Below are 20090 nucleotides of genomic sequence, written 5' to 3' on the forward strand. Positions count from 1 at the left end.
TTGTCAAGCAGGGGAATGGACGATGCCCGACGATCTTCAGACAGAAGCTGAAACCCGCCACGCCGCCAAGATGGCCAAGAAGAAGGCCGCGCGCGACCGGATCATGGCCGGAAAGACCGGCGAAAAGGGGCTGGTGATCGTGCATACCGGGGCAGGCAAGGGCAAATCCTCGGCCGGGTTCGGGATGATCCTGCGCTGCATCGCACATGAAATGCCCTGCGCGGTGGTGCAGTTCATCAAGGGCGCGTGGGAGACCGGCGAACGCCGCATCCTGACCGAACGCTTCCCCGACCTGTGCCAGTTTCACGCGATGGGTGAGGGCTTCACCTGGGAAACCCAGGACCGCGCCCGCGACATTGCCGCGGCGCAGGCCGGATGGGACAAGGCAAAAGAGGTGATCCGCGACCCCGCCATCCGCATGGTTCTGCTGGATGAGGTCAACATCGCCCTGCGCTACGGCTATCTGGACGCGGCCGAGGTGCTGGCCTTTCTGTCGGCCGAAAAGCCACCGCTGACCCATGTGGTTCTGACAGGGCGCGGCGCCCCCGAGACGCTGATCGAGGCGGCCGATCTGGTCACCGAAATGTCGCTGGTCAAACACCCGTTCCGGGCCGGGATCAAGGGCCAGCCGGGGGTTGAATACTGACCGGCGCGGCGCGCGCGCCCGAAAACACCGGGCGCAGCACCGGGCCAAAGATGCGCGGCACAAAGGCCACGAGAAACAACGCCCAGGCGGCGCACCAGATCGTGGCAGCGGCGGCCACAAGCGCCGCATAGCTGTCAGCAAAGAGCGGCGACGCGACGCGCACCCAGGCCGCAGACCACAGCACCGCAAAGGCCAGGGGCAACAATCGCCCCGCGATCAGCGCCCCGCCCTCGCGCCGGGCGGCGGCGCGCGCGGCAACCGACATCACCATGCCCGACATCGCCCCCATCGTCAGGGCATGCACCGCGTCTGCCTCGGGCCAGAGGCCAGGGAGCAGCCGCGCAACGCCAACAAGGATCAGCCCGATCACCAGCCACAGGAAGGTCAACTGCATCATCGCCAGCAGCGGGTTGCGCAGCGCGGCCCGCATCCGCCAGCCCGACAGGCGCCAGCCCTGCACCAGCCCCGCGATGATCAGCGCAAGGCCGCTGGTCACCTCGGCCCCCGCCAGTGTCAGGGCCAGAGCGGCAAACAGCGTGGCCAGCCCCAGACGATTCGCCAGCCTATTTTCGCGCGGGGGCGGCACCATTGCGCCCACCTGGCGCAGCCAGTTGCCGGTGAAGGCCGGGATCATGCCCCCCGCGATCACCGCAACCTTGATGGCAAAGAACATGACGCCCGCGCGCACCAGTGCCACCGTGTCAAACAGCGCCCAGCCCTGCCGCGCGGCGATGATGAACAGCACATCGACCAGCCCCAGCGCCGCCACCGCCGCCGGAAAGCCCAGCTTGCCCCAGACCCGCGCCGCAGCGATATCGCGCGCCAGCACCCCGGCCAGCAGCGCGAAATAGCCCAGCCCCGGCGCGATCAGCACCGGCAGCGGCAAGCTGTCGGCGCCCAGCATGGCAGCCCGCGCCGCAACCCAAAGCGCCACCAGCGCCTGCAGCCCCGGCCCGGTCAGCGCCGGACGGCCCGTCCAGCTTGTCACTGCGGTCAGAAAATAGGCCGCCATCGAGGCCGCGCCGAAACCAAACACCATTTCATGCACATGCCAGAGTGTCGGCGTGCCAAGACTGGGCGGAGCCAGCCCAAGCCCGGCGCCCCATTGCCACCACAGCACCGCCAGAAACGCCCAGCACCCCGCCGCCAGAAACAGCGGCCGGTGCGGTGCAAGCCAGAGGTCGGAAAGCTGTGCGGGCGTGGGGGTCATGGCAACACCAGAGATGGGCGGAAGGACAGGGCCTGCGCAGGCGCGCATCCGCCCTAGGCGTCAGACAGGATGGTCAGAAAGACATCGGCGAAACGGTCCAGCTTGGCCTCGCCCATGCCCGAGACCCGCGCCAGCGCAGCGCGGTTGCGGGGCCGGGTTTCGGCGATCTGGCGCAGGGTGGTCTGGGTGCAGGTCAGATAGCGGTCCTGCCCGTCGGGGCCACGGGCCAGCGCCAGTTGCGCCTCGGCCAGCCGGTCGAACAGGTTGCCCGCAGCGCGCCCCGCCAGTTTCATCCGTGCCGGGTGAACCGGCGCCCCGGCCCCGGCACCCGCGATCACCTCAAGGAAAGCGCGGCCATAGCTTTCCAGCTTTTTGGCCCCCACTCCGTTCACGCGTGCCAGCGCATCAAGGCTGGCGGGCCGCGTCTCGGCCATCTCGATCAGGGTGCGGTCGGGAAAGATGACATAGGCCGGCACAGCTGCCGCCTCGGCCAGCGCGCGGCGCTTGGCCTTGAGCGCGGACAGAAGCGGCGCGTCCTCTTCGGCCACCAGCGCGCGCACCACCGGCCCGGCCACCGCACGGCGCACCAGATCGCGGCGCAGCGTGATCTGCGCCTCGCCGCGCAGGATCGGGCGGGCGGCCTCGGTCATCACCAGCGCGCCGTGGCGGTCGGCATCGGGGCGGATCAGGTCATGGCCCTGCATCTGGCGAAACACCGCCTGCCACTGCGCGCGCGTCAGATCGCGCCCGACGCCAAAGGTGGGCAGGCTGTCATGGCCCCGTTCACGCACCTTGTCTGTGGTGGTGCCTGTCAGAATGTCGATCAGATGCCCCGCACCAAACGACTCGCCCGTGCGCAGCGCCGCCGACAGCGCCTTGCGCACCGCCTCGGTGGCGTCGAACAGATCGGGCGGCGTGTCGCACAGATCGCAGTTGCCGCAAGGCCCGGCGGTTTCGCCGAAATAACCCAGCAATCGCTGTCGGCGGCACCCGGTGGCCTCGGCCAGCCCCAGAAGCGCGTTCAGCCGGGCATGGTCGGCCGCCTTGCGTTCGGGGGGCGCGGGGCTTTCGTCCACCTGCGCGCGGCGCAGGCGGATGTCGTCGGGCCCATAAAGCGTCAGCGTTTCGGCGGCTGCCCCGTCGCGGCCTGCACGGCCGATTTCCTGATAATAGCCCTCGATCGACTTGGGCAGATCGGCATGAGCCACCCAGCGGATGTCAGGCTTGTCGATGCCCATGCCGAAGGCGATGGTCGCCACCACGATCAGCCCGTCTTCGCGCTGAAACCGCGCCTCGGTGTCGCGCCGGGCCCCGGCCTCCATCCCGCCGTGATAGGCGGCTGCCGAATGTCCCGCCTCGCGCAGGGCCTGCGCCAGCGTTTCGGTCTTGGCCCGCGTCGCGCAATAGACAATGCCCGATTGCCCCCGCCGCGCGGCCGCAAAGGCCAATATCTGCGCGCGCGGCTGATCCTTGGGTTGAAACGCCAGATGGATGTTGGGCCGGTCGAACCCGCGCAGGAACGTCTCGGGCGCCTGCCCGTCGAACAGGCGGGTGACGATCTCGGCCCGCGTCTCTTCATCCGCCGTGGCGGTAAAGGCGGCCAGCGGCACGCCCAGCGCGCGGCGCAATTCGCCGATGCGCAGATAATCGGGGCGGAAATCGTGGCCCCACTGGCTGACGCAATGCGCCTCGTCCACCGCAATCAGGGTCACGCCCATGCGCCGCAGCAGCGCCACCGCCCCGCCCGAGGCCAGCCGTTCGGGCGCCATGTAAAGCAGTTTCAGCCGCCCCGCATCCAGCGCCTGAAACACCTCTTCGGTTTCCTCGTCGGTATTGCCCGAGGTCAGCGCCCCCGCCTCGACCCCCGCGGCCCGCAACGCCCGCACCTGATCGCGCATCAGCGCGATCAGCGGCGAGATGACCACCGTCACGCCATCGCGGCACAAGGCGGGGAGTTGAAAGCACAGCGACTTGCCGCCGCCCGTGGGCATGATCGCCAGCGTGTTGCGCCCTGCCGTCACGGCGCGCACGATGTCTTCCTGGCCGGGGCGGAAGGCCGAAAAGCCAAAGACAGAGGCCAGCAGCGCCTCGGGGCAAGGCGCCTGCATCGGTCAGTAGCCGTAGAAAAAGCCGGCGTTGTTGATCAGCGCGCGTTGCAGGATGATCACCCCGATGAACACCACCAGTGGCGCCAGATCAAGGCCGCCCATCTGCGGCAGTATCCGGCGGATCGGGCCATAAATCGGTTCCAGAAGGCGGTTCAGGCCATACCAGATCTGCGCCACCATCGGCTGGCGGGTATTGAGCACCTGAAAGCTGATCAGCCAGCTTAGAATGATATGCGCGATCATGATGAACCAGACCACGTCCAGGATCAGCATCAGCGCATAATGCAGCGTGCCCATGAAAACCTCCGCCTGTTGCGATGCAACAGGTATGTCAGACGCCCCGCGCTTGCAACCATGTGCCGCAACGTGCCGGGTTGACGGTGGCCCCGCAGCAGACAGGATGCCCGCAAAGGGAGACCCGCATGTATCCGTTCCTGCGACTGGCCAAGGAGGCCGTGAAGTTCCGCTCTGCCGATCCGCTGCCGCTGACCGGCACCCATGTGTCGCATCACATCTGCTGGCCCTGGGATCTTGACCCCTGGGTCGAGTTGAACAACGGGCGCACACTGACGCTGTATGACCTGGGGCGCATTCCGCTCGCGGCGCGCACCGGCCTGCTGGCGGTGCTGAAGGCCAATCGCTGGGGCATCACGGTGGCAGGCAATTCGGTGCGCTATCGGCGCCGGGTGCGCGCCTTTGACCGGCTGGAGATGCGCAGCCGCTGCATCGGCTGGGATGCGCGATTTTTCTACATGGAGCAAAGCATGTGGAAGGCGGGCGCGTGCACCAGCCACATGCTGATCCGCTCGGCGGTGACCTCGGCGCAGGGCATCGTGGTGCCGCCACAGGTTCTGGCGGCGATGGGGCGGCCCGATCTGGCCAGCCCCGCCCTGCCCGACTGGGTGCAGGGCTGGATCACCGCCGATGGCTTGCGGCCCTGGCCGCCGCAGGGCTGAGATCGGCCAGCCAAGGACAGGCCGCAACGGCGCGGCCTTCAGCGTGCTTGCGCGGCGGGCGGGATTCGGGCTTGATCTGCGCAACCAAGGGGGCGGTCATGGCACGCGCAAATCGCAGGATCTGGGGCTGGTATTTTTTCGACTGGGCCAGCCAGCCTTACAACACCCTGCTGCTGACCTTCATCTTTGCCCCCTATATGAAGGAATTGCTGGGCAGCGGCACCGCAGCGCAAACGGTCTGGGGTTACGGCGTCGGCGCGGCGGGGTTGATCATCGCGCTTTGCGCGCCGCTGTTGGGTGCGGTGGCCGACAAGACCGGCGGGCGGATCGGCTTCATCGCGCTGTTCTCGGTGTTCTATGTGGCCGGGGCCTTGGGCCTGTGGTGGGCGATCCCCGGCGATTTCAACCTGTGGTTTGTGATGGCCGCCTTTGCCCTCGGGCTGATCGGCATGGAATTTGCCACGATCTTCACCAATGCCATGCTGCCGGGCCTTGGCTCGCGCAAGGAAATCGGGCGCATATCGGGGTCGGGCTGGGGATTTGGCTATCTGGGCGGCATGGTGGCGCTGATCGTCATGGTCACGCTCTTTGCCGAAAACGCCAGCGGCCGCACCCTGATCGGGATTGCGCCGGTTCTGGGGCTTGACCCGGCGCTCCGCGAGGGCACGCGGGCCGTCGGCCCCTTCACCGCGCTGTGGTATGCGGTGTTCATGATCCCGTTTTTCCTGTTCGTGCGCGATGTGCGGCCCGCGGTTCCGGTTCCGGTGGGCACAGCCCTGCGCGGAGCCTGGCCCGAGCTGAAATCGACACTGGCGGGGCTGCCAGCCAACCGCAGCCTGCTGGCCTATCTGCTGTCGTCGATGTTTTATCGCGATGCGCTGAACGGCATCTATGTGTTTGGCGGCCTCTATGCGGCGGGGGTGCTGGGCTGGTCGATCATCGACGTGGCGATCTTTGGCATTCTGGGCACCATCACCGGGGCGACCTTTGCCTGGGCAGGCGGCAAGGCCGATGACCGCTTTGGTCCAAAGCCGGTGATCGTGCTGTGCGTGATCGCGCTGGCGCTGGTGACGCTGGGCGTTATCTACATTTCGCGCGACGCGGTCTTTGGCATGCCGGTCATGGCGGAAAGCCGCCTGCCGGACATTGCCTTTTATGTCATGGGCGGGCTGATCGGCGCCGCCGGGGGCGCGCTGCAATCGGCCAGCCGAACGATGATGGTGCGGCAGTCAGACCCCGAAAAAATAACGGAAAGTTTCGGGCTTTATGCGCTGGCGGGCAAGGCCACCTCGTTCATCGCGCCGCTGTCGATCGGGGTGGTCACGCAGATCACGGGCAGCCAACAGGCCGGGATCGTGCCTCTGATCGGGCTGTTCGGTCTTGGCCTTGTGCTGCTAGTCTGGGTCAAACCGAACGGAGGCCCTGCCCAATGATCCGCGCCCTTGGCCTTGCCCTGCTGCTGACCGCGACCCCTGCCGGGGCCGAACCATTGGCACGGCAATTGTTCGGCGCTGCCCGCGCGCCCTCGGCGCAGGCGCCGCAGGCGATTGGCAGCTATTCGCGCGGCTGCGCCGCGGGTCTGGTGGCACTGCCCGAAACCGGGCCGACATGGCAGGCGATGCGCCTGTCGCGCAATCGCAACTGGGGCCACCCCGAACTGGTGCGCTTTCTGATCGACCTGTCGGGCACCGCGCGCCAGATCGGCTGGCCGGGGCTATACATCGGCGACATGGCCCAGCCCCGCGGCGGACCGATGACCGGGGGCCATGCCAGCCACCAGACCGGGTTGGATGCCGATATCTGGATGCTGCCGCCCCGGCGGCTGAACCTCAGCCGGGCCGAGCGTGAAAGCATCTCGTCGATTTCGGTGCGATCCGATGACCAGACGCGGGTCACCGGCAACTGGACGGCATCACACCACGCCCTTCTGCGCGCCGCAGCGTCCGACCCGCGGGTGGACCGCATCTTTGTGGCCGCCGCGGTGAAAATCGCCATGTGCAATGCCAGCGGTCGCCGCGACCGGGCTTGGCTGCAAAAGATCCGCCCGATCTATGGCCACAACACCCATTTCCATGTGCGGCTGAAATGCCCCCAAGGCTCGCCGGGGTGCGAGCGGCAAAAGCCCTCGGTAGCCGACCTGTCAAACGGCGGCGATGGTTGTGACGAGACGCTGAACTGGTGGGTCACAACTTACCTTGAAGAGCTGCGCAACCCGCCCCGGCGCCCAAAGCCCGAAGGCCCGCCGCCCAAGACCGCCCGCACCTATACGATGTCCGATCTGCCCGCCCAATGCGCCAACGTCCTCGCCTCGCGCTGATCGCGGCGGCGCTGGCGCTGTTGGGAAGCAATGGCGGCGCCGTGCCCGACCGCCGCGCCGAATATCTGGGCAGCGTCACTTGGGCCTCGGCCCAGCCCGGCTTTGGCGGGCTTTCGGGGTTGGAACTGGACGCCAGCGGCACCCGGCTTGCAGCGGTGTCAGACCGCGGCACGTTCTGGACAGCCCGGCTTGCCCGCGATGCAGGCGGCGCGATCACCGCTGTCAGTACTGCGGCCCCGGTGGTGCTGCGCGACAGCAAGGGAGCGCCGCTGACCGGCCACAAGACCGATGCCGAGGGGCTGGCAATCGCGCCCGACGGCACGATCTACATTTCGTTCGAGGGGCTGCACCGCGTGGTGCGCCACCCGCGCCCCGAGGCCCCCGCCCAACCGCTGCCCCGGCCGCAGGCGGTTCGTGACTTGCAGACCAACTCGGGGCTGGAGGCACTGGCGATCAGCCCCGATGGCGCGCTTTACACCCTGCCGGAACGGTCGGGCGCCACGACCCGGCCCTTTCCTGTCTACCGCTTTCGTAACGGCAGTTGGGACCAGCCCTTTGCCATCCCGCGCGATGGGCGCTGGCTGCCGGTGGGCGCCGATTTCGGCCCCGACGGACGGCTTTACCTGCTGGAGCGCGACTTTTGGGGCCTGCTGGGGTTTCTCAGCCGTGTGCGGGTGTTCGACCTTGGCCCCCAAGGCCCGCGCGGCGAAGAGGTTTTGCTGCAAACCCGCGCCCGGCGGCATGACAACCTGGAGGGAATCGCCCTCTGGCGCGACGCGGCCGGGGCGATCCGGCTGACGATGGTATCAGATGACAATTTTCAGCCGTTTCAGCGAACCGAACTCGTGGAATATCGCCTGCGCGATTGACAGGGACGGCGCCTTGGGCGTAGGGGGCAACTGCCCAAAGGGGCCAAGTCTCCGCAACCTTGTAAAAACGGATCACAGATGACCCGCTATCTTCCCGGCATTCTTGCCATGGCCGCCGTCGTTGTGGCCTCCAACATCCTTGTGCAGTTTCTGTATGGCGACTGGCTGACCTGGGGTGCCTTTACCTACCCCCTCGCCTTCCTTGTGACCGATGTCACCAACCGCCTCTATGGGGCCGCTGCCGCGCGGCGCGTGGTGCTGGCAGGCTTTGTCACCGGCATCGGCTGTTCGGCTATTGCCGCGGGATTCGACAAGACCACGTTCCGCATCGCGCTGGGCTCTGGTCTGGCCTTTTTGCTGGCGCAGCTTCTGGATATCGCGGTGTTCGACCGTCTGCGCGCGGGCGCGTGGTGGCGCGCGCCTGTGGTTTCGACCCTGATCGCCTCGTCGCTGGATACTGCGGTGTTCTTTACCATCGCCTTTTCCGCCGCGCTGGTGATGCTGGAGCCCGGCAATGACGTGTCCTGGGCCACCGGCCCGGTGCCGCTGCTGGGGCTTGGCCCCGAGACGCCGCTTTGGGTGTCGCTGGCTGTCGCGGACTGGTCTGTCAAACTTCTGCTTGCTTTGGTGGCACTGGTGCCGTTTCGCATGATCGTGAGCCGACTTGCCACAAGGGTTGCGTAAAAGATTTTGACAAACACAAAATCTGTGGCAGCCTGTGAATAACGGCAACACATGAAAGGAGGTGGTCCAGTGTCTAGAGTGATAGTGGAGAGAGGTGTCGGGACAGTCAGGGGGGCCGTGGCCTGAGGGCAGCCCCGAGGGTTCAAACCCCTGACTGGGACCAGATCCCTAACTGGCCCATCTCCGTAGATCTCGGGGGCCGCCTTTCGGGGCGGCCCTTTCAATTGGGCCGCGCGGCAGGGCGTGCTGACGCTGCCGCTACCCCCTGAACGGATCGGCCGGATACCCCACCCCGCACAGATATAGCCCTTGCGGCGGGCAGACCGGGCCGCAGGCGGCGCGGTTACGGGCGGCCAGCGCGCGGGCCACATCGCCCGGCGCCCATGCCCCCGCTCCGACACGTTCCAGCGTGCCGACGATGGACCGCACCTGATTGTGCAGGAAACTGCGCGCGCGCAGGTGAAACCGGTATTCGCGCCCGTGCGGCAATGCGATATCCTCGATGCGGATTTCATCGAGCGTCTTGATCGGTGAGGCCGACTGGCACAAAGAGGAGCGGAAGGTGGTGAAATCGTGATGGCCCAGCAGATGCGCGGCGCCGGCGCGCATCGCGTCCGCGTCCAGCGGGTTCAGCACCTGCCAGACCAGTCCCGCGTCATGCGTGGCGGGCGCACGGCGGGCCAGCAGGCGGAAGGTATAGCGCCGCTCGATCGCTGAAAACCGGGCGTGAAAGCCCTCATCCACCCGCGCCGCGGCCAGAATTGCGACCGGGGCGGGCTTCAGGTGCCAGTTCAGCGCCTCGGCAAGCCGGAACGGCTCCCAGTTTTTGGTCAGATCGGCATGGGCCACCTGTGCGGTGGCATGCACGCCCGCATCGGTGCGGCCTGCCGCGGCGATGGTATGGGGGCCGGGTTCCAGCCGCCCCAGCGCCGCCTCGATCGCTGCCTGCACCGAAGGCTGCGCCGCCTGCCGCTGCCAGCCCGCAAACGGGCCGCCGTCATATTCGATCTTCAGCGCATATCTGGGCATGGCTCTCCTTAGCCCGTGGCTGGGGGCCGGACAAGCCGGGCCGCATCGCAAACCGTCTTGGGCATGATGGCGCCCTGCTGCGAGATGCCCCCTACCGCAGGGCCGTGCCGATGCCTATCTTGGGATCAACAGCGGAGGCCAAGCCCATGGGAATTGCCGATATCGCCGATGGCGTGCTGCGCGGGGTCGAACGTGTGGGGTCCGGTGTCTCGGGCGCACTGCTCGAGCCGGTGATCCGCATCGGCGTCACCGGGCTGTCGCGCGCGGGCAAGACGGTGTTCATCACCTCGCTGGTGGCAAACCTGCTGGATCGCGGGCGGATGCCGGGGTTGAAGGCCGCCGCCGATGGCGCGATTCGTGCTGCATGGCTGCAACCCCAACCCGACGACACCGTGCCGCGGTTCGACTACGAATCGCATCTGGCCGCACTGACCGGCACTGCACCGCACTGGCCCGAGGGGACGCGGGCGATTTCAGAGCTGCGGCTGTCGCTGAAGGTGCAACCTTCGGGGATGCTGGGCGCGCTGCGGGGCGCGCGCACCTTGCATCTGGATATCGTCGATTATCCGGGCGAATGGCTGCTGGATCTGGCCCTGATGGACAAATCCTACGCCGACTGGTCCGAGGCGGTTCTGACCCGCATCGCCGACCGGCCGCTGGGCGCGGCGTTTCTGGATCAGGCCATTTCTGCCAACCCCGCCGCCCGACTGGAAGAGAGCCGCGCGCAGGCGCTGGCCGCGGCCTTTACCGCGCATCTGCATGCCGCGCGCGCCGCGGGCTGGTCGGATTGCACGCCGGGGCGGTTTTTGCTGCCGGGCGAATTGGCTGGCTCGCCCGCGCTGACATTTGCTCCGCTGCCGCGCCCCACCGCCGTGCCCCCGCGCGGCAGTTTGTGGCGCGAGATGGAGCGGCGCTATGACGCCTATAAATCGCAGGTGGTGCGGCCCTTCTTTCTGGAACATTTCGCCCGGATCGACCGGCAGGTGGTTCTGGTCGATGTGCTGGGCGCGATCCACGCCGGGCCGCAGGCGGTGGAGGATATGCGCCGCTCGATGGCGGCGATCCTGACGGCGTTCCGGCCGGGGCGGCTGAACTGGCTGACCAGTCTGATCGGAATGCGCCGGGTGGAGCGTATCCTGTTCGCCGCGACCAAGGCGGATCATCTGCATCACTCCCAGCACGCCCGCCTGACTGCGATCACCGAGGCGCTGTTGCGCGAGGCCCGCGACCGGGCCGATTTTGCCGGGGCAAAGACCGCGGCCATGTCGATTGCCGCGTTGCGCGCCACCGTCGAGGAAGAAATCCTGCACAATGGCGTGGCGCTGGATGCGGTGCGCGGCACCTTGCTGGATGGCCGCCGCGCCGCCTTTTACCCCGGCGATCTGCCGTCAGACCCCGCGCAACTGCTGACGCCCGCGCGCGAAGGGGCCGAGCGTTGGCTGGATGCCGATTATGCCATCATGTCCTTTGCCCCCGCCCCGGTGACGCTGCGCCCCGGCGAGGGGCCGCCGCATATCCGGCTGGATCGCGCCGCCGAGTTTCTGCTGGGCGACCGGCTGTAGGGGAACCACCATGACCGAGCCCAAGGATCGCCCTCGCGGCCCCGTTCTGATCGAGTTGGGCGGCACCGTGCCACCCAGCCCCGCCGATGCGCCCCCGGTGCCCGAGCCTGCAACCGGCCGCCCCGAGGGCCGCGCGATGCAGATCGCGGCGCGGCTTGCCGCGCGCCCGCCGTCGCGCCTGTCGCGGTTCTTCTGGCGCATGGCGCTGGCGCTCTTGGGGTTTGTGGTCTCGGTCGCGGCGTGGAACTTTGTCTCGGGCCTGATGGCGACCAATGTCGTCGTGGGCTGGGTGGGGCTGGGCATTCTGGCCCTGTTCCTGCTGGCGGCGCTGCTGCTGGGTCTGCGCGAACTGGCGGCATGGTCGCGGCTGGCGCGGCTTGACCGGGTTCATGCCGCCGTGCTTGAGGCCACCGCGGCGGGCGATCTGAAGGTTGCACGCAAGGTGGTTGGCCGTCTTGAGGCGCTTTACAAGGGCCGCCCCGAGATGGAGTGGAGCCGCGCCCGGCTGGACGAACGCAAGGGCGACGTATTCGACGCCGACGCGCTGTTCATGCTGGCCGAGACCGAGTTGATGGCGCCCCTTGATGCCGCCGCCCGGCTCGAGGTGGAGGCGGCCGCGCGACTGGTGGCAACGGTCACGGCGATCGTGCCGCTGGCGCTGGCCGATGTGGTGGCGGCGCTGGTGGCCAACCTGCGGATGATCCGGCGGCTGGCCGAAATCTATGGCGGGCGCGCGGGCACCTTTGGCAGCCTGCGGCTGGCGCGCACAGTGATGACGCATCTGGTCGCCACCGGCGCGGTGGCGGTGGGCGACGATCTGGTGGGGTCAGTCGCGGGCGGGGGGATTTTGTCCAAGGTCTCGCGCCGGTTCGGCGAGGGCATCGTCAACGGCGCGCTGACCGCCCGCGTCGGCGTTGCCGCGATGGAGGTTTGCCGCCCGATGCCCTTTGTCGCGCTGCCGCGGCCCAAGGTCACAAACCTTGTAGGCCGCGCGCTGACCGGGGTGTTTTCCCGCGACAAGGGCGTGGAATAGGACACTTGCCGCGCCGCAGGCCCGATCCTATAAGGCGGGCATGACCGGGATGGCGCCTTTTCACGCACGAATTACCGGCCCGGCGCTCTGACGCGTCAGGGCAGCCGGGATCGCATCGCCATGCCCCGGGCGCATCTGCGCCCCAATCCCAAGGATTTCCCCGATGAGCGCCGAGACGCCCGACTATCGCACCACCGTTTTCCTGCCCGAAACCGAATTTCCCATGCGCGGCGATCTGCCCAAGCGCGAGCCCGACTGGCTGGCCCGCTGGGAACGCATCGGCATCTATGACCGGCTGCGCGAAAAGCTCGGCCGCCCGCCCTTTGTCCTGCATGACGGCCCGCCCTATGCCAACGGGCATCTGCACATCGGCCATGCGCTCAACAAGATCCTCAAGGATTTCATCGTCCGTTCGCAGCAGATGATGGGCAAGGACAGCCGCTATGTGCCGGGCTGGGATTGTCACGGCCTGCCGATCGAATGGAAGATCGAGGAACAATACCGGGCGAAGGGCCTGAACAAGGACGACGTGGACACCGTCGCCTTCCGTCAGGAATGCCGCCGCTTTGCCGAAGGCTGGATCGACATCCAGCGCGAGGAGTTCAAGCGCCTGGGCGTCACCGGCAAGTGGGACGACCCCTACCTGACGATGGACTATCACGCCGAGGCGGTGATCGCCGACGAGTTCATGAAGCTGCTGATGAACGGCAGCCTCTATCAGGGATCGAAACCGGTGATGTGGTCGCCGGTCGAGAAAACGGCGCTGGCCGAGGCCGAGGTCGAATATCACGACCACACGAGCCATCAGGTGTGGGTGCGGTTCAAGCCCCGAATTGTCGGTGGCGAAACTGTCAGCCCTGCCGACGATCTCTTGCATGCCTTCGTGGTGATCTGGACCACGACACCTTGGACTATTCCGCAGAACCGCGCCGTGGCCTTCAACCCGGCCATCGCCTATGGACTTTACCGGGTGGAGGCCTCCGCCGAGACTGCCAACGCGAAGCCCGGCGAGACGATCCTTCTGGCCGACAAGCTGGCCGAAGCCGTGATGACCGCCGCCAAGGTGGAAAACTTCACCCGCCTGCGGGAAGTGAGTGCGGACGAATTGCAGGGCCTCACTCTCTCCCACCCCTTCCATGGGGTCGATGGCGGCAATGGCGAATGGGACTATCCCGTGCCGATGCTGCCGGGCGATCACGTCACCGACGACGTGGGCACGGGCTTTGTGCATACCGCCCCCAGCCACGGCGACGACGACTATCAGCTTGGCCTGAAGTTCGGCCTGCCGATGACCTACAATGTCGAACCCGATGGCAGCTATCGCGCCGATCTGCCGATCTTCGGCGGGCAGCAGATCATCACGCCCGAGGGCAAGGAAGGCCCGGCGAACGTGTCGGTCATCAAGGCCCTGCATGGGGCGGGGGCGCTGCTGGCCAAGGGCAAGCTGAAACACTCCTACCCGCATTCCTGGCGGTCCAAGGCGCCGCTGATCTACCGCAACACGCCGCAATGGTTTGCCGCCATCGACCGCAAGCTGGATGACGGCATGGGCACCTATGGCGACACGATCCGCACCCGTGCGCTGACCTCGATCGACCAGCTTGTGCGCTGGACCCCGCCCACGGGCCGCAACCGGCTGTATTCGATGATCGAGAACCGCCCCGACTGGGTGCTGTCGCGTCAGCGCGCCTGGGGCGTTCCGCTGACCTGCTTCGTGAAGAAGGGGGCGAAACCCACCGCCCCCGATTTTCTGCTGCGCAACGCCGAGTTGAACGCCCGGATCGTGGCGGCGTTCGAGGCCGAGGGGGCCGACGTGTGGTATACTGCGGGCTTCAAGGAAAGGATGCTTGCAGGCATCGCCGACCCGGCCGCCTATGATCAGGTCTTTGACGTGCTGGATGTGTGGTTTGATTCAGGCTCCACCCACGCCTTTGTGCTGCGCGACCGGGTCGATGGCACGGCCGACGGCATCGCCGATCTGTACCTAGAGGGCACCGATCAGCACCGCGGATGGTTCCATTCCTCAATGCTGCAAGCCTGCGCGACCAAGGGCCGCGCGCCCTATCGCGGGGTGCTGACGCATGGCTTCACGCTGGACGAAAAGGGCATGAAAATGTCCAAATCGCTCGGCAACACCGTCGCGCCGCAAGAGGTGATCAAGGACTATGGCGCCGATATCCTGCGGCTGTGGGTGGCGCAGTCGGACTACACCACCGATCTGCGCATCGGGAAGGAAATCCTGAAAGGCGTGGCCGACAGCTATCGCCGGCTGCGCAACACCATGCGCTTCCTTCTGGGCAACCTTGCCGGGTTCGCCGAGGCCGAGCGCGTGGCCCCCGCCGACATGCCCGAACTGGAACGCTGGGTGCTGCACCGGCTGGCCGAACTGGATGAAGTCGTGCGCAAGGGCTATGCCGCCTATGATTTTCAGGGCGTGTTTCAGGCGCTGTTCAACTTTTGCACGGTGGACCTGTCGGCCTTCTACTTCGACATCCGCAAGGACGCGCTTTATTGCGACGCGCCCGCCTCGGCCAACCGCCGCGCCGCGCGCACGGTGCTGGACCTGCTGTTCCACCGGCTGACGACATGGCTGGCCCCGATGCTGGTGTTCACGATGGAAGATGTCTGGCTCGCGCGCTTCCCCGGCGATGACAATTCGGTCCATCTGCAAGACATCCCCGAAACCCCGGCCGACTGGCGCAACCCGGAGCTGGCTGCGAAATGGGATGGCATCCGCCGCGCCCGCCGTGGTGTGACGGCGGCGCTGGAGGTGCAGCGCACCGCCAAGGTGATCGGCGCCAGCCTTGAAGCCGCGCCGGTGGTGCATGTCGAAGACCCCGATCTGCTGGCGGCGCTGAAATCGGTCGATTTCGCCGATATCTGCATCACCTCGGACCTGCAACTCACCGCAGACCCGGCCCCGAACGAGGCGTTCCGCCTGCCCGAGGCGCCCGGCGTGGCGGTGGTGTTTGAAACCGCCCTGGGCGAAAAATGCGAACGCTGCTGGAAGATTCTGCCCGATGTGGGCAGCCACGCCCACCCCTGCACCTGCGCCCGCTGCAACGCGGCACTGGGGTAAAGAAAAGGGGGGCGAAAGCCCCCCTTTCCATCTCTGTCTTATTTCAGGCCGAAACCAAAGATCTTCATGATCGGCGCGCCGTCCATCAGGGCGTTCTGGCCCATCAGATCGACCAGCGGCTGCAAACCCAGCGTCTTCATGTCGACCGAGCCTTTGCCAAAGATGTCATCGTTGCCGGGCAGGGTATCAGGGGTCAGGCTGTCGGTCAGCGCGAACAACTGGGTTTCCGGGTCACGCCCGTAAAAGGCCCAGTCCCAGAGCATCCCGAAGAACACGGTCACAACGCCCGCCACCGGCAGCGCCGCAGTGTCTGCCAAGCCGCCCGCCATCATCAACGCGCCGAAGGTCAGGATGCCCAAAAGCGCCGCACCGGGCCAGGCCAGCCCCAGCTTTTCGTCTTCTTCCTTCCAGTTCCTGATCGTCATTGCATCGTCTCCTGATCTGCGTCTTGGCCACCATGTGCCGAGAATTTCTCTGTCAGGACAGTAGACCGGTGGGCGGCAAGGGCAAGGGCGGCGGCCGCAATTTCAGGCCCCTGCGGCATCGGGGCGGCCTTGTTTGCGGGCGCAGTGCCGTTTACCGATTGTAACGATTTGATGACAGGCGGGCAAACATGACCTTCGGGGTGATGCTGGCGGTTCTGGGCGCGGCATTTCTGCACGCGCTGTGGAATGCGATGATCAAGGTCGGCACATCCAAGATCGGGGCCATGGTGGTTCTGTCGGTGATGGAGGTGCCAATCGGCCTTGCCGTGGTGGCGACCCGACCGTTGCCAGCGCCCGAAGTATGGCCTTGGGTGATGGCGGCGGGCTGCACCCATTTCGCCTACAAGTTCTTTTTGACCTATGCATATGAACAGGGAGACCTGAGCCGCGTCTATCCGATCGCGCGCGGTGCCGCGCCGATGATCGTGGCGATCGTGGGGGCGCTGTTTCTGGCCGATGCGATGCGCGCGGCCGAATATGCAGGCATCACGGTGCTGGGTCTTGGCATTGGTCTGATGGCGCGCGGCGTGTTCGCCGATGGCGAAAGCCGGAGGCTTTTGCCCTTCGCGCTGGGATCGGCTGCGGCAACCGCGAGTTATACGCTGATTGATGGGCTGGGGGCGCGGGTGTCGGGCGATGCGGTCGCCTATGTCGGCTGGATCTTCGTGGTTGACGGGCTGTTGTTTGCCGCCGGAATGGTCGCGCTGCGGGGCCGGGTGGTTCTGGCAGGTGGCTGGCGCGGCTGGGCGCTGGGGGGCGTGGCCTCGGCGGCCTCGTATGGCGCCTATGCGATTTCCGTCTGGGCAATGACGGTGGCGCCGATCGCACTGGTCGCGGCGCTGCGCGAAACCTCGATCCTGTTTGCGGTGCTGATCGGATGGCTGGTCTTTGGCGAGCGGATGACACCGGGCAAGGCGCTGGCGGCGGCGCTGATCGTGCTGGGCGTGGCGCTGACCCGGCTGTGACGGGGCGAAAATCAGTCGGCGCGCCGCGCAGGGATGATCTGCTGCGCGATCCCCGCCAGCATCAGATAGACCGAGGTCGTCACCAGCCCCCAATGCGCCCAGCTTTCCGGGTGGAAATCGACCCAGGCCGCCCAGCCCGCAAAGCCGACCCAAGCCAGCGCCATCGGCAGCGAGACGAGGCGCCAGCGCACGGTGCGCACCGGATGGATGAATTTAAGGTTGGTGAACATCGTCGCCGCCAGCGCCACGACAATGCCCAGCATGATCCAGAAATTCGGCTGGATGGCGAACAGCACCAGCACCACCATGTTCCAGCAGGCCGGAAAGCCCGCAAAGGAACAATCCTTGGTTTTCATCCGGGTATCGACAAAATAGATGACGCTGGCATAGGTGATCACGATGATCGCGATCCAGCCCGTCCAGCCTGGCAACAGGCCGGATTTGAACAGCGCATAGGCCGGGATGAAGACATAGGTCAGATAGTCGATGATCAAATCCAGCAGAACGCCATCATAGGTGGGCCAGTTCTTTTGAACCTCGTAGCGCCGCGCCAGCGGGCCGTCGATGCCATCGACAAACAGCGCCACCACGAGCCACAGGAACATCAGGCTCCACTCTTCCTCGACCGCGGCGAGCATGGCCAGCATCGACAGCACCGCGCCGGTGGCGGTGAGAAGATGCACGGAAAGGGCCTTCAGGCGGATATTCATACCCCTTCTGATGCCGGAAATCGGCTTGCGCCGCAATGCGTCACGCGCGCGGTTCAGGCATGCGGTTCACGCGCGGGGGTGGGCCGCGGCATAAACCTCCATCAGGCGGGCGGTATCTACCGCCGTATAGGCCTGCGTTGTCGAAAGCGAGGCATGGCCCAGCAACTCCTGAATGGCGCGCAGATCGCCGCCCGCTGCCAGCAGATGCGTGGCAAAGGAATGGCGCAGCGCGTGCGGCGTGGCGGTGGCGGGCAGACCCAGCGCCATGCGCGCCTGTTCCATAGCGCGGGCAATCAGCCGCGGGTTCAGCGCGCCACCGCGGGCCCCGCGAAACAGCGGCCCGGCCGGTTCGGCGGGCCAGGGGCACAGGCGCAGATAGTCTGTCACCGCCGCGCGGGCCGCGGGCAGCACCGGCACCAGCCGTTCCTTGCCGCCCTTGCCGCGGATGCGCAGCACCTCGGGCAGAGGCGCATCGGCGCCGCGCAGACCCAGCGCCTCGGATATCCGCAGCCCACAGCCCCACAGCAGCGTCACCACGGCACCGTCGCGGGCGGCAATCCACGGTTCCATCGCCTGCGCCTCAACCCGGTCCAGCACGGCCCCGGCGGCTTCGATGCTCAGGGGGCGCGGCAGCTTGCGGCTGTGTTTTGGCGCGCGGGTGGCCAGAACCGCGGTGGGGTCAAACCCCTCGCGGTCGGCCAGCCAGCGGATGAAGGATTTCACCGCCGACAGTCGCCGCGCCATCGACCGGGCGCCAAGGCCCCGCCCGCGTTCGGCGGCAACAAAGGCCCGCATGTCGGACGGCCCCAGTTGCGCCAGCCGCCCAAGGCCCAGACCTTCGCCGTGATACTGGCTGAGAAAGCCCAGAAACGCCGCCACATCGGCGCGATAGGCGGCCAGCGTATGGTCGGCTGCCCCGTCCAGCGCGCGCAAGTGATCCAGCCAGCGCCCCAGCGCATCGCCCGCGCCAGCCGAAAAGCCCGGCTGCGCGGTCACGCCAGCCAGCGCCGCATCGCGCGTTCGAACACGCCCGCAAAGAAAGCCAGCAGGTCGGTGCCCTGCGCGGGTTTGAACTGCTGCGGGTCTTCGGCCCCCAGAACCAGCATCCCCGGCAGCTTGCCGGGGCCGAGGTCCAGCCGCATCAGCGCCTCGGACCTGATCCAGCCTGCCGCCTCGCCGTAGATCATGGCCGATTGCGGCAGGGTCTGGCGCAGCACCACCGGGCGCGTCTGCCCGGAACGGCCCGCACTCATGTAGTCATCAACCAGCCCCGGTTCAGCCACGCACAACACATCGCCCAGCCGCGACAAGGCAGGCTCGGTTTCGGCCTGAGCCGTCTCCAGCACCAGCCGCACACTATCCACCCGAAGGATGGCGGCGACCTCGGTGCCCAGGTTCTTCAGAAACGGCTCAAATTCGACCGGGTCCAGCATGGCCAGCACGGCGCGGTGAACTTGATTTGTTCCGGCAAGGTTTTCATAGGCCGCAGCGATCACCGAGCGGTGCGTGTCTTCCAGCCGGTCAAGCCGCGCCTCCAGTCGTTCCATCGCCAGCCCGCGCAGATCGACGATGTTGGACCCCATGGCGCGTTCATTCGCCGCCACCAGCGCCCGCATCAGGTCGCGGTCAGACAGGATCACCTCGGGGTCGGCAAGCAGCCGCGCCCGCAGATCTTTTGCCAAAGCGTTGTCAGCCATTCATCTGCCCTCGCCGCATCTTCGGTCTTTTGCCATCTTTACCACGAAATGCGCCGGAAATCAGGCGCTTTCTCAGCCGATGCTTTGCCCGGTCCTGGCCCAGTCCTTGAGGAACTGATCCAGCCCCTTGTCGGTCAGCGGATGCGCGGCCATCGCCTTGATCACCGCGGGCGGCGCGGTGATGACATCGGCGCCGATCCGCGCCACATCGGTGATGTGGTTGACCGACCGGATCGAGGCCGCAAGGATCTGGGTCTGGAAATCGTAATTGTCATAGATGGTGCGGATGTCCTCGATCAGTTGCACGCCATCAAGGTTGATGTCATCCAGCCGCCCCAGGAATGGCGACACAAAGGTGGCCCCCGCCTTTGCCGCCAGAATGGCCTGTGCTGCGGAAAAACACAGCGTGACGTTGACCATGTGGCCTTCGGATGCCAAAGCCTTGCAGGCGGTCAGCCCGTCCCAGGTCAGGGGCACCTTGACCGCGATGTTGGGGGCGATCTTGGCCAGCTTCAGACCTTCGGCGATCATCGCGGGCGCCTCGGTGGCGACCACCTCGGCCGACACCGGGCCGTCGATGATGTCGCAGATTTCCTTGGTGACTTCGAGGATGTTCCGCCCCGACTTCAGAATCAGCGAGGGGTTGGTGGTCACACCGTCGGCCATGCCCAGATCGGCAAGCTCGCGGATGGCGACGGTATCGGCGGTATCGACAAAGAATTTCATGGGTATCCCCGGTG

At 66.7% G+C, this 20090-nt stretch carries 19 protein-coding genes; 10 read left to right on the plus strand and 9 right to left on the minus strand.

Features of this window, described 5'->3' with window-relative positions:
• Positions 1 to 22 precede the first annotated feature (22 nt).
• Positions 23 to 646 carry a cob(I)yrinic acid a,c-diamide adenosyltransferase gene (gene cobO, locus C5F46_RS09015; protein ID WP_107325023.1) on the plus strand — a complete coding sequence of 208 codons (624 nt, stop codon included), beginning with the start codon at positions 23 to 25 and terminating at the stop codon, positions 644 to 646.
• Here the strand turns inward: cobO and C5F46_RS09020 are convergent.
• From C5F46_RS09020 to C5F46_RS09030, 3 genes are read right to left on the minus strand one after another with little or no spacing between them, the layout of a single operon-like run.
• The gene (locus tag C5F46_RS09020) at positions 618 to 1856 is read right to left on the minus strand and encodes an NnrS family protein (RefSeq protein WP_107325024.1); all 1239 of its coding nucleotides are present in this window, start codon (positions 1854 to 1856) and stop codon (positions 618 to 620) included. The genes cobO and C5F46_RS09020 overlap by 29 nt on opposite strands.
• Positions 1857 to 1909: 53 nt before the next feature.
• Complete coding sequence (gene recQ, locus C5F46_RS09025; protein WP_107325025.1) at positions 1910 to 3964, minus strand: DNA helicase RecQ; 2055 nt, start codon at positions 3962 to 3964, stop codon at positions 1910 to 1912.
• 3 nt (positions 3965 to 3967) lie between these two features.
• Positions 3968 to 4261 carry a YggT family protein gene (locus C5F46_RS09030; protein WP_107325026.1) on the minus strand — a complete coding sequence of 98 codons (294 nt, stop codon included), beginning with the start codon at positions 4259 to 4261 and terminating at the stop codon, positions 3968 to 3970.
• Positions 4262 to 4386: 125 nt separating this feature from the next.
• Here C5F46_RS09030 and C5F46_RS09035 point away from each other — a divergent pair, with 125 nt between their 5' ends.
• From C5F46_RS09035 to C5F46_RS09055, 5 genes are all read left to right on the plus strand, one after another.
• Positions 4387 to 4920: an acyl-CoA thioesterase gene (locus C5F46_RS09035; protein ID WP_107325027.1), complete on the plus strand. Its 534-nt coding sequence runs from the start codon at positions 4387 to 4389 to the stop codon at positions 4918 to 4920.
• A gap of 98 nt (positions 4921 to 5018) precedes the next feature.
• The gene (locus C5F46_RS09040) at positions 5019 to 6353 is read left to right on the plus strand and encodes an MFS transporter (protein WP_107325028.1); all 1335 of its coding nucleotides are present in this window, start codon (positions 5019 to 5021) and stop codon (positions 6351 to 6353) included.
• A complete protein-coding gene (gene mepA, locus C5F46_RS09045) occupies positions 6350 to 7237 on the plus strand; it encodes a penicillin-insensitive murein endopeptidase (protein WP_107325029.1) in 888 nt (295 codons plus the stop codon). The genes C5F46_RS09040 and mepA overlap by 4 nt, the downstream gene beginning before the upstream one ends.
• Complete coding sequence (locus tag C5F46_RS09050; protein ID WP_107325030.1) at positions 7210 to 8106, plus strand: esterase-like activity of phytase family protein; 897 nt, start codon at positions 7210 to 7212, stop codon at positions 8104 to 8106. Before mepA ends, C5F46_RS09050 begins: the two co-directional genes overlap by 28 nt.
• A gap of 78 nt (positions 8107 to 8184) precedes the next feature.
• The gene (locus C5F46_RS09055) at positions 8185 to 8790 is read left to right on the plus strand and encodes a VUT family protein (protein ID WP_107325031.1); all 606 of its coding nucleotides are present in this window, start codon (positions 8185 to 8187) and stop codon (positions 8788 to 8790) included.
• Between the two features lie 258 nt (positions 8791 to 9048).
• Here the strand turns inward: C5F46_RS09055 and truA are convergent, their stop codons facing one another.
• Positions 9049 to 9819: a tRNA pseudouridine(38-40) synthase TruA gene (gene truA, locus C5F46_RS09060; protein ID WP_107325032.1), complete on the minus strand. Its 771-nt coding sequence runs from the start codon at positions 9817 to 9819 to the stop codon at positions 9049 to 9051.
• Between the two features lie 146 nt (positions 9820 to 9965).
• On the opposite strand from truA, the gene C5F46_RS09065 reads away from it, so the two are divergent.
• The 3 genes from C5F46_RS09065 (at position 9966) to ileS (ending at position 15493) form a co-directional block, all read left to right on the plus strand.
• Positions 9966 to 11381, plus strand: a complete 1416-nt coding sequence (locus C5F46_RS09065; RefSeq protein WP_107325033.1) for a YcjX family GTP-binding protein — start codon at positions 9966 to 9968, stop codon at positions 11379 to 11381.
• Positions 11382 to 11391: 10 nt separating this feature from the next.
• Complete coding sequence (locus C5F46_RS09070; RefSeq protein ID WP_107325034.1) at positions 11392 to 12414, plus strand: YcjF family protein; 1023 nt, start codon at positions 11392 to 11394, stop codon at positions 12412 to 12414.
• Between the two features lie 163 nt (positions 12415 to 12577).
• Positions 12578 to 15493 (plus strand): isoleucine--tRNA ligase, encoded by a 2916-nt coding sequence (gene ileS, locus C5F46_RS09075; RefSeq protein WP_107325035.1) that lies wholly within the window; start codon positions 12578 to 12580, stop codon positions 15491 to 15493.
• Positions 15494 to 15531: 38 nt separating this feature from the next.
• On the opposite strand, the gene C5F46_RS09080 is transcribed toward ileS, so the two are convergent.
• Positions 15532 to 15918, minus strand: coding sequence for a hypothetical protein (locus C5F46_RS09080; protein WP_107325036.1), 387 nt, complete (start codon positions 15916 to 15918; stop codon positions 15532 to 15534).
• Between the two features lie 188 nt (positions 15919 to 16106).
• Here C5F46_RS09080 and C5F46_RS09085 point away from each other — a divergent pair, with 188 nt between their 5' ends.
• Positions 16107 to 16943, plus strand: a complete 837-nt coding sequence (locus C5F46_RS09085) for a DMT family transporter (RefSeq protein ID WP_107325037.1) — start codon at positions 16107 to 16109, stop codon at positions 16941 to 16943.
• 11 nt (positions 16944 to 16954) lie between these two features.
• Here C5F46_RS09085 and C5F46_RS09090 read toward each other — a convergent pair whose 3' ends face one another.
• The 4 genes from C5F46_RS09090 to fsa all read right to left on the minus strand — a co-directional run bounded on the left by C5F46_RS09090 (position 16955) and on the right by fsa (position 20076).
• A complete protein-coding gene (locus C5F46_RS09090) occupies positions 16955 to 17653 on the minus strand; it encodes a CDP-alcohol phosphatidyltransferase family protein (RefSeq protein WP_107325038.1) in 699 nt (232 codons plus the stop codon).
• Positions 17654 to 17719: 66 nt separating this feature from the next.
• A complete protein-coding gene (locus tag C5F46_RS09095; protein WP_107325039.1) occupies positions 17720 to 18649 on the minus strand; it encodes a tyrosine recombinase XerC in 930 nt (309 codons plus the stop codon).
• The gene (locus tag C5F46_RS09100) at positions 18646 to 19350 is read right to left on the minus strand and encodes a DUF484 family protein (protein WP_107325040.1); all 705 of its coding nucleotides are present in this window, start codon (positions 19348 to 19350) and stop codon (positions 18646 to 18648) included. The genes C5F46_RS09095 and C5F46_RS09100 overlap by 4 nt, the downstream gene beginning before the upstream one ends.
• 72 nt (positions 19351 to 19422) lie before the next feature.
• Positions 19423 to 20076 (minus strand): fructose-6-phosphate aldolase, encoded by a 654-nt coding sequence (gene fsa / locus C5F46_RS09105; RefSeq protein ID WP_107325041.1) that lies wholly within the window; start codon positions 20074 to 20076, stop codon positions 19423 to 19425.
• Positions 20077 to 20090 lie beyond the last annotated feature (14 nt).

It is taken from the genome of Phaeovulum veldkampii DSM 11550, from assembly GCF_003034995.1.
In the GTDB taxonomy this organism is placed as follows: Bacteria; Pseudomonadota; Alphaproteobacteria; order Rhodobacterales; family Rhodobacteraceae; genus Phaeovulum; species Phaeovulum veldkampii.